Source organism: Bacillota bacterium (genome assembly GCA_040754675.1).
In the GTDB taxonomy this organism is placed as follows: Bacteria; Bacillota; Limnochordia; order Limnochordales; family Geochordaceae; genus Geochorda.
The window spans coordinates 25,186-34,021 of record JBFMCJ010000002.1 but is presented as its reverse complement, the minus strand read 5'-3'; the positions used below and the strand labels follow the sequence as shown (position 1 = coordinate 34,021).

9 protein-coding genes are annotated in these 8,836 nt (G+C 69.2%); 8 read left to right on the top strand and 1 reads right to left on the bottom strand.

What is annotated here, in order from left to right:
* Positions 1-21: 21 nt before the first annotated feature.
* Positions 22-444, bottom strand: a complete 423-nt coding sequence (locus AB1609_00360; GenBank protein ID MEW6044928.1) for a hypothetical protein — start codon at positions 442-444, stop codon at positions 22-24.
* A gap of 75 nt (positions 445-519) precedes the next feature.
* Between AB1609_00360 and infB the strand changes: the two genes are divergently transcribed.
* The 8 genes from infB to pnp all read left to right on the top strand — a co-directional run bounded on the left by infB (position 520) and on the right by pnp (position 8,781).
* Positions 520-2,361: a translation initiation factor IF-2 gene (infB, locus tag AB1609_00355; GenBank protein MEW6044927.1), complete on the top strand. Its 1,842-nt coding sequence runs from the start codon at positions 520-522 to the stop codon at positions 2,359-2,361.
* Positions 2,362-2,374: 13 nt separating this feature from the next.
* Positions 2,375-2,704, top strand: coding sequence for a DUF503 domain-containing protein (locus AB1609_00350; GenBank protein MEW6044926.1), 330 nt, complete (start codon positions 2,375-2,377; stop codon positions 2,702-2,704).
* Between the two features lie 28 nt (positions 2,705-2,732).
* Positions 2,733-3,158 carry a 30S ribosome-binding factor RbfA gene (gene rbfA, locus AB1609_00345; protein ID MEW6044925.1) on the top strand — a complete coding sequence of 142 codons (426 nt, stop codon included), beginning with the start codon at positions 2,733-2,735 and terminating at the stop codon, positions 3,156-3,158.
* Positions 3,155-4,192 (top strand): bifunctional oligoribonuclease/PAP phosphatase NrnA, encoded by a 1,038-nt coding sequence (locus tag AB1609_00340; protein MEW6044924.1) that lies wholly within the window; start codon positions 3,155-3,157, stop codon positions 4,190-4,192. Before rbfA ends, AB1609_00340 begins: the two co-directional genes overlap by 4 nt.
* Positions 4,185-5,150 carry a tRNA pseudouridine(55) synthase TruB gene (truB, locus tag AB1609_00335; protein MEW6044923.1) on the top strand — a complete coding sequence of 322 codons (966 nt, stop codon included), beginning with the start codon at positions 4,185-4,187 and terminating at the stop codon, positions 5,148-5,150. The genes AB1609_00340 and truB overlap by 8 nt, the downstream gene beginning before the upstream one ends.
* Entirely contained in the window at positions 5,147-6,160 is a 1,014-nt protein-coding gene (locus AB1609_00330; GenBank protein MEW6044922.1) for a bifunctional riboflavin kinase/FAD synthetase, read from the top strand. Before truB ends, AB1609_00330 begins: the two co-directional genes overlap by 4 nt.
* A 105-nt stretch (positions 6,161-6,265) precedes the next feature.
* Positions 6,266-6,535, top strand: a complete 270-nt coding sequence (rpsO, locus tag AB1609_00325; GenBank protein ID MEW6044921.1) for a 30S ribosomal protein S15 — start codon at positions 6,266-6,268, stop codon at positions 6,533-6,535.
* A gap of 23 nt (positions 6,536-6,558) precedes the next feature.
* Positions 6,559-8,781, top strand: coding sequence for a polyribonucleotide nucleotidyltransferase (gene pnp / locus AB1609_00320; GenBank protein ID MEW6044920.1), 2,223 nt, complete (start codon positions 6,559-6,561; stop codon positions 8,779-8,781).
* Positions 8,782-8,836 lie beyond the last annotated feature (55 nt).

The window sequence follows — 8,836 nt, the reverse complement described above, 5'->3', positions numbered from 1 at the left end:
GCTTTTCCGTCTCCGGCAGTCTCAGAGCGGCCGCCCGCACCACCGAGACCCGCCTCGGCCGCGGGTGCCCGGGCGGACAGCGCGCCGGCCGCGCCGCAGGTTGTCAAGCCACCTTCGGGTGCTCCGGCCGTCATCCGGCCCCCTGAGAAGCCACGACCGGTCGCGGACCAGCGGCCGGCCACCGACCAGCGTACCGGAGGCGAACAGAGAGTTGCCGCCGAGCAGCGCAAGCCGGCCCTCGAACGGCACGCGGCCGCGCCTGCGGGTCGTCCGGCAGGCGAGCAGGCGAAAGCCGCCGCGCCTTCTCCCGCGGCCCAAAAGCCTGCTGCGCAGGCGCCCGCGAAGCAGGCGCCTCCGCGGCACGGACAGCCGGCCGGCAAGTTCGCCCCGAAGGCGGCCGCGCCGCCTGCCCCGGCACGTCCCAAGGAAGGGCGACCGGCGCACGCAGGGCGGCCGGCTGCAGATCGGGGGTCTCAAGCGAAAAGGCGGCCGCACCCGCACGCAGCGCCGCCTCGGGGGATGGGGCGTCCGGCGCTGCCCGCCCAGCCCGCGCCTCAGCCGCCTCGGGGCGGAACCATCGAACTCCCGCAGCGGATCGTGGTGCGGGACCTGGCGTCCCGGCTCGGCGTATCGGCGGCGGAACTGATCAAGCAGCTCATCAAGCAAAACGTGATGGCGAGCATCACGCAGGAGATCCCGTTCGACGTGGCCGCGGCGGTGGCACAGCGCTTCGGCTTCACCGTGCAGCGCCCTAAGACGAGCGAGGAGCGGTTCCTCGAGGAGCTGCAGCAGCAGGCTGCCGGGAAGCCGGCGCGCCTCGAACCGCGGCCGCCGGTGGTCACCATCATGGGTCACGTCGACCACGGCAAGACCACGCTTTTGGACGTGATCCGCGAAAGCCGGGTGGCCGCCCAGGAGTACGGGGGCATCACGCAGCACATCGGCGCCTACCAGGTGGAGGCGCAGGGCCGGCTCATCACGTTTCTCGATACACCCGGCCACGAGGCGTTCACTGCCATGCGCGCCCGGGGCGCGCAGGTGACCGACATCGCCGTCCTGGTGGTGGCTGCCGACGACGGCGTCATGCCGCAGACGGTGGAGGCCATCAACCATGCGAAGGCCGCCGGTGTCCCCCTCGTGGTGGCCATCAACAAAATCGACAAGCCGACGGCCAACCCCGACAGGGTGAAGCAGCAGCTCGCGGAGCACGGACTCGTGCCCGAGGAGTGGGGCGGCGACACCGTCATGGTGCCGGTCTCGGCCCTTCGCCGCCAGGGCATCGACGAGCTTCTCGAGATGATCCTGCTGGTAGCCGACCTCAAGGAGCTGAAGGCGCCGGTCGACCGCCCGGCCACGGGCGTCGTCGTGGAGGCGCAGCTCGACCGGGGCCGCGGCCCGGTGGCCACAGTGCTCATCCGGGAGGGCACCCTCAAGGTAGGGGATCCCGTCATTGTGGGCGCCGTCCCCGGCAGGGTGCGGGCCCTGATGGACGACAAGGGCCGGCCACGCCAGCAGGCGGGGCCTTCCACGCCCATCGTGGTGCTGGGGTTGGCCGACGTGCCGCAGCCCGGCGACCTTTTGATGGTGACCCCGGATGAGGAGACCGCCCGCCGCATCGCCGGAGAGCGGCTCCAGAAGCAGCGGGCCGAGCAGCTCCGGCCCACCGCCCGGATGACCCTGGAGTCGCTGAGCCGGATGGCGGCCGAGGGCGAGCGGCGGGATCTCAACGTGGTCATCAAGGCCGACGTCCAGGGATCGCTGGAGGCGCTCCAGTCGGCGCTCCAGCAGCTTTCCGGCGACCAGGTCCAGGTGAACATCATCCACGGAGCGGTGGGCGGCATCAGCGAAGCGGATGTCAATCTGGCCGCCGCCTCGAACGCCATCATCATCGGGTTCAACGTGCGCCCCGACGCCAACGCCCGGCGGGTGGCCGAACGGGATCAGGTGGACGTGCGCACCTACCGCATCATCTACGAGGTCATCGATGATGTGAAGGCGGCCATGCAGGGGCTGCTCAAGCCGCGCCTCGAAGAGCGCGTGCTCGGCCGGGTGGAGGTGCGGCGCACCTTCAAGGTGTCCGGCGTTGGCACCGTGGCCGGCTGCTACGTCACCGACGGCCGCGTGGTGCGCAGTGCCAGCGTGCGGGTCCTCCGCGACAACGTGGTGGTCTTCGAGGGCAAGATCGCCTCGCTGAAGCGCTTCAAGGACGACGTGCGCGAGGTGGCGGCCGGCTACGAATGCGGCATCGGACTCGAGCGGTTCAACGACATCAAGGAGGGCGACGTCCTGGAGATCTACGAGATGGCCGAGGTGAGCCCGACCGCGCAGGCGTCCGCCGCAGGCAACCGGGCGGGCGCGTGAGCAGGGGCGGGGCTTGAGGCCTCGCCTCGGCCCGGGCCTTGAAGGCGAGGCAGCAGCCATGGTGGTAGCCGTCGGGACGGCCGACCTCTGGATCGAGAGCAGCCAGTCGCTCAAGGATCGGCGCCGCGTCGTCCGGTCGCTCGCCGACCGGCTCAAGGCTCGCCTGAATGTCTCGGTGGCCGAACTGGAAGAACCGTTCAGCTGGCAGCGGGCTCGCCTGGCCGTCGCCTGCGTCAGCCAGACGGAGGCGCAGGCACGAGCGGTGATGGACCAGGCCCGCCGCCTCGTGGAGGGAAACGCCGAGGCCGAACTGACCCAGTTCGAGGTATCCTTCTACTGCTGATACAAGACAGGGCAGGAGTGCACGCCGCATGGGCAGGCTGCGCGTTGAACGGCTCAGGGAGGAGTACCGCCGGGAGGTCAGCGACATCCTCCGGCGCATGAAAGACCCGCGCCTTGGATTCGTCACCGTCACGGACGTGGAGGTCTCTCCCGACCTGCGCCATGTCAAGGTGTTCGTAAGCGTGCTGGGCAGCGAGGAAGACCGCCGCCGCACGCTCGGGGTGCTCGACCAGGCCCGGGGATACGTGCGGACGGAGGCCGGCCAGCGCATCCGGCTGCGCCACACGCCCGAGATCAGCTTCTACTTTGACGAATCCGTGGAGCGGGGCGCACGGGTGATGACCATCCTGTACCAGCTCCGGCGGGAGGCCCAACGAACCCAAGCCCGCTCTGCGGCCGGGCCAGGCGAGGATACCGGCCGCACCTTCGGCGAAGGCAGGGAGGACGGCACGTGACCGCCGAATGGCCGGAGATCGAGCAGGCCGTCACGACCATTGCCCGGTGGCTTCTGGCGAAGGAGCGGATCGCGGTCGTGGGGCACGTGGATCCCGATCTGGACAGCATCGGGTCGATTCTGGCGCTGAAGCTTGCCCTGTCGGGGCTGGGAAAGACCGCGTGGGCGGTTAGCCCGGATCCCGACCCCCGGTACTGGCACTTCCTTCCCGGGCACGACGACCTGCTGGTGGGCGCCCCGGACTGGCTGATCCCCGATGTCGTCGCCGTCCTGGACACCGAGGTCCGAGAGGAACGCCTCGGTGCTGCATGGCCGTTGGTGCAACGTGCTCGCCTGACGCTGAACGTCGACCACCACAACACCAACATCCGCGCAGCCGACCACTGGCTCGTGGAACCGGCCGCGGCGGCCACTGGAGAACTGGTCTACTACCTGGTCCGGGCGCTTGGCGCCCCCGTCACCCGGGAGATCGCCACCTGCCTCTATGCCGCGATCCTGACCGACACGGGGGCGTTCCGGTTCAGCAACACCTCGGCCCGGACGCTGGCCCTGGCGGCGGAGCTGGTGGAGAAGGGCGTGGATCCCCACGACGTGTCGGCGCGCATCTACGACACGCGCTCGTGGGAGTTCATTCGGCTGCTTGGGCGGATGCTCTCGAACCTGCGCCGGACCGATGACGGCCGGATCGCCTGGATCGAGCTCAGCCGCGAGGAGGCCGCTCAAGCGGGCGTTACGCCCAGCGAGGTCGAGGGGCTCGTCCAGTATCCCCGGATGGTGGACGGCGTCGAGGTCGCGGTTCTGTTCAAGGAGCTGGAGCCGGGTAAGACCCGGGTCAGCCTGCGCTCTCAGCGCTACGTGGATGTGTCAGCGATTGCCCGGACGTTCGGGGGCGGCGGGCACTTGCGGGCGGCGGGCTGCACCCTGGCCGCTCCCCTGGCGGTCGCCGTCCGGCAGGTCATCGAGGCCTGCAGGCAGGCGGTCGCGCAGGGCCAGGAGAGCCTTCCCCTGGACGGCCGGCAGAGCAGAGGTGGCTGAAACAACCATCGACGGTCTGCTCAACCTCCTCAAGCCGCCCGGCATGACCTCCCACGACGTCGTCAACGTCGTACGGCGGCTCTCCGGTGAGCGGAGGGTCGGGCACGCCGGAACCCTGGACCCCGGCGCGGCAGGGGTTCTGGTGATCTGCGTCGGGCAGGCCACCCGTTTTGCGGCCTTCCTGCAGGAATCCGAGAAGGCTTACCGCGCCGAGATGGTGCTGGGCGTCCGGACCGACTCCCAGGACGCGGCGGGGCGGACCCTTTCTGTGGCCGAAGCGTTCGAGATCCCGTGGAGCGAAGTGGATGCGGCCCTGGCGGGCATGATCGGCACGATACAGCAGCGCCCACCCATGGTTTCGGCCGTTCACTACCAGGGGCGCAGGCTGTACGAGCTTGCGCGGGAGGGCGTGGAAGTCCAGCCCCCGGCCCGCACCGTCGAGGTCTACGACTTACAGGTAGTGGAGGTCTGGCCGCCTCACTCAGAGAACGCCGGGTTCGGGGCGCGGGTGCTGTTTGACATCACGTGCAGTTCGGGCACGTACGTCCGCACCATCTGCGCCGACGTGGGCGACCGGCTCGGATGCGGCGCCCACCTGGGCTTCCTCGTGAGGACGCGCAGCGGGCCGTTCCGCTTGGAAGAGAGCGCCACCCTCGAGGAGCTCGAGGCGGCTTCCCGGCAGAACCGGCTGGCCGAGTACCTGATGCCCATGGACGCGGGGCTGCAGCACTATCCGCCCGTCCGCCTGGAGGGGGCCGAGTTGAAGCGCGCTCGCAACGGGCTTGCTGTGGAGTGGCCGCCCGCGGTACCCAGGCCGGCAAGCCTCCAGAAAGGCGACCGGTTGCGGTTGTACGACGGCGAGGGCCGCTTCTTCGGGGTTGGCGTGCTGGACCAGCACCCGGATGCCCGGGTGCTCGTGCGCCCGGAGCGGCTGCTATCGGCTGCCGCTCTCCCGTGAAGGGGCGATGTCTGCTGCGCAACGATCGATATCTGTTGGAGCCGGATGAGACGGCTCACCCCGCCCGCATCGGATGGTACCCCCCGGAGCCACCCGCCGGGGAGACGGTGGTTGCCATCGGGACCTTCGATGGGGTTCACCTGGGGCACCAGGCCATCGTGGGGCAGGCGGCCGAACTGGCCTTCAAACAGGGCGCGGCCTGCGTTGCGGTCACCTTCGAGCCGCACCCGCGCCACGTGTTGAACCCGGCGTCCGCGCTCCCCATCCTCACGCCGCTGCCCGAGCGTGTGCGGCTGCTCCTCCAAAGCGGAGCGGCCGCCGTGGCCGTCATCACCTTCGACCGCAAGCTCGCGGCGCTGGACGCCGAGACGTTCGTCGATTGCGTCTTGCGCCGGCAGCTCCGTGCTCGAGGGGTGGTGGCGGGGTTCAACTTCGGATTCGGGCGCAACCGCAGCGGGTCGGCAGCCACGCTCGAGCGGTTCGGTGAGAAAGCGGGCCTGGCGGTTCGGATTGTCCAGCCCGTCGAAAGCGGCGGGCGCGTCGTCTCGTCGAGCGAGATTCGCCGGCTGCTTCAAGAAGGCGACGTAAAGGAGGCGGCCCGGCTCCTCGGCAGGGCCTACCGGGTCGGCGGGGTCGTCGTAAAAGGGGACGGCCGGGGGCGCGCTCTGGGCTACCCCACCGCCAACGTGCGGCCGGATCCGCTGCAGCTTGTGCCGGCCGACGGGGTGTACCTGGCGCTTCTCGACGGCATGCCGGCCCTCGCGGTGATCAGCGCTCGTCCCACCTTTGGCCAGGACGCGCGGCGCTGGCTTGAGGTGCATGTCCTCGAAGGGTGGTGGGAACTGTACGGCCGGCAGGTGTCCGTGGACCTGCTCCAGAAGCTGCGGCCCATCGTACGCTTTGAAAGCGCCCAAAAGCTCGCGGCCCAGATCGAGGCAGACCGCAGGTCCGCCCTGGCCTACTTCGCTGCGGCGCGTGAGCCGCATCTTCAGCAGAGGCCCGGAGTGTGATAGAGTGAGCGCGCGAAACCCGTCGCTCGAACCCGGCGTTCTCGTCCTCCGCACCGGGTTTGGGCTGCGGGCGCTTCCAGAGTAGAGAAGGAGGATGCTTCAGGCATGCCACTCAACAAAGAGGTCAAGGAGAACCTGATCCAGGAGTTCCGCCGGCACGAAGGGGACACGGGCTCCCCTGAGGTCCAGATCGCTCTTCTGACCCAGCGCATCAACGACCTCACGGAACACCTCAAGGTGCACCGCAAGGACTTTCACAGCCGGCGAGGGCTCTACAAACTCATCGGGCAGCGCCGGGGCCTGCTCAACTACCTCGAACGCAGCGACGTCCAGCGTTACCGGGAACTGGTCGAGCGGCTCGGATTGCGCCGGTAGCCCAGGGAGGCACAAGCAAGCATATGTTTGACGTTGACCGTTACGAAATGGAGCTGGCAGGTCGCCGGCTGGTGCTCGAAACCGGCAAGCTGGCACGGCAGGCGGGCGGGTCGGTTTTGGCCCGTTACGGGGACACCGTCCTTCTGGTGACGGCGACCATGTCACGGCAGCCGCGGGAAGGGATCGACTTCTTCCCGCTCTTGGTCGATTTCGAGGAGCGCATGTACGCAGTCGGCAAGATCCCGGGGGGATGGGGCCGCCGGGAGGGCAAACCGGGAGAGATCGCCACGCTGTCGGCCCGTATGGTGGACCGGCCGATCAGGCCGCTGTTTCCCGAGGGGTTCCGCAACGACGTCCAGGTCGTGGTGACGACCCTCAGCGTGGATCACGACGCCCCGCCGGATGTCCTCGGCATCATCGGCGCTTCCGCCGCCCTGACGATCTCGGAGATCCCGTTCCTGGGTCCTGTGGGGGCCGTCCGGGTGGGGCTCGTAGATGGCCAGATCGTCATCAACCCCACGGCCGAGCAGCAGAAGGCCAGCCAGCTCAACCTGGTGGTGGCGGGCACCAAGGACGCCATCATGATGGTCGAGGCGGGGGCCGACGAGGTACCGGAGGAGCAGGTGCTCGACGCCATCATGCAGGGCCACGAGCAGATCAAGCGGGTGGTGGCCCTGCAGGAGCAGTTGCGCGCCGACGCGGGCAAGCCAAAGGTGGAGGTCCCGCTGTTTACGCCCGACCCTGGCGTGGCAGCGTGGGTCGAGCACCACGGCCGAGCCGTGCTTTCGGCCGCGGTGAAAAACCCCGACAAGCTCGCGCGTGAGGAGGCCATCGAGAAGGCCCGGCAGGAGATCATCGAGCGCTTCGTCTCCGAGCACGGCGGGGAGGAGCAGGCCGCGCCGCTTCTCAAGGACGTCGAGACCATCCTCGACAAGCTGCTCAAGGACGAGGTCCGGCGCATGATTGTGGAGGAGGGGGACCGGCCGGACGGCCGCCGCCCCAACGAGATCCGGCCCATCTGGTGCGAGGTGGGGGTGCTGCCCCGCACGCACGGCTCGGGGCTGTTCGTGCGCGGCCAGACCCAGGTGCTGACCACGTGCACGCTGGGGCTCAAGTCAGACGAGCAGCTGCTTGACGACCTGCGCGAGGAGGACCGCAAGCGCTACATCCACCACTACAACTTCCCGCCGTACAGCGTGGGCGAGGTACGGCCCATGCGGGCGCCTGGCCGCCGCGAGATCGGCCACGGGGCCCTGGCGGAGCGCGCGCTTTTGCCGGTCATCCCTTCCGAGGATGAGTTTCCCTACACGATCCGCCTCGTTTCAGAGGTGCTGGAGTCCAACGGTTCGACCTCCCAGGCCAGCGTCTGCGGCAGCACGCTTGCGCTGATGGATGCCGGCGTACCCATCAGGAAGCCCGTTGCCGGGGTGGCCATGGGCCTGGTCAAGTGGCAGGACCGGTTCGTCGTGCTCACCGACATCCAGGGCATCGAGGACGCCCTGGGCGACATGGACTTCAAGGTGGCCGGGACGAAGGACGGCGTCACGGCCGTTCAGATGGACATCAAGGTGCACGGCGTGACCCGGGAGATCCTGGCCCAGGCCCTCGCGCAGGCGAAGGCCGGGCGGCTCTTCATCCTGGACAGGATGCTGCAGGTCATCGACCGGCCGCGGCCCGAACTCTCGCCACGGGCGCCGCGGATCATCACCCTGGAGATCCCCGTGGACAAGATCCGCGACGTCATCGGCCCCGGCGGCAAGATGATCCGGAAGATCATCGAGCAGACGGGCGTAGAGATCGACGTGGAGGACGACGGGCGGGTCTTCATCGCCTCGGCCGATGAGGGCAGCGGCAAGAAGGCCGCCGAGATCATCCAGAACCTGGTCCGCGACGTCGAGGTCGGCGCGGTCTACCTGGGCAAGGTGAAGCGCACCACCAGCTTCGGGGCGTTCGTGGAGATCCTGCCGGGCAAGGAAGGGCTGGTCCACATCTCCGAACTGGCTCCCGAACGGGTGGGCCGAGTCGAGGATGTCGTCAACGTAGGTGACGAGGTTCTGGTGAAAGTCACCGAGATCGACCGCCTGGGGCGGATCAACCTGTCCCGCAAGGAAGCCCTTCCCGCGGCGCAGCGGCAGGCCGATGGCCAGGCCGTTCGCCCGAGCGGCGAGGACCGCCGGCGCCGGGAAGGTCGATGGGACGCCCGGCGGCCGGGCGGCGGTTTCGGCGGCCGGCGGGGCGGGCACTAGAGCCTAAATGCGGTAAGGTCGCGCCCGCCACCTGCGGGCCCGCTCGCGGCAAACA

What these genes read in the sequence shown, in the direction of transcription:
- rpsO (MEW6044921.1), top strand. Translation starts at nt 6,266, where the DNA reads ATGCCACTCAACAAAGAGGTCAAGGAGAACCTGATCCAGGAGTTCCGC.
- pnp (MEW6044920.1), top strand. Translation starts at nt 6,559, where the DNA reads ATGTTTGACGTTGACCGTTACGAAATGGAGCTGGCAGGTCGCCGGCTG.
- rbfA (MEW6044925.1), top strand. Translation starts at nt 2,733, where the DNA reads ATGGGCAGGCTGCGCGTTGAACGGCTCAGGGAGGAGTACCGCCGGGAG.
- infB (MEW6044927.1), top strand. Translation starts at nt 520, where the DNA reads ATGGGGCGTCCGGCGCTGCCCGCCCAGCCCGCGCCTCAGCCGCCTCGG.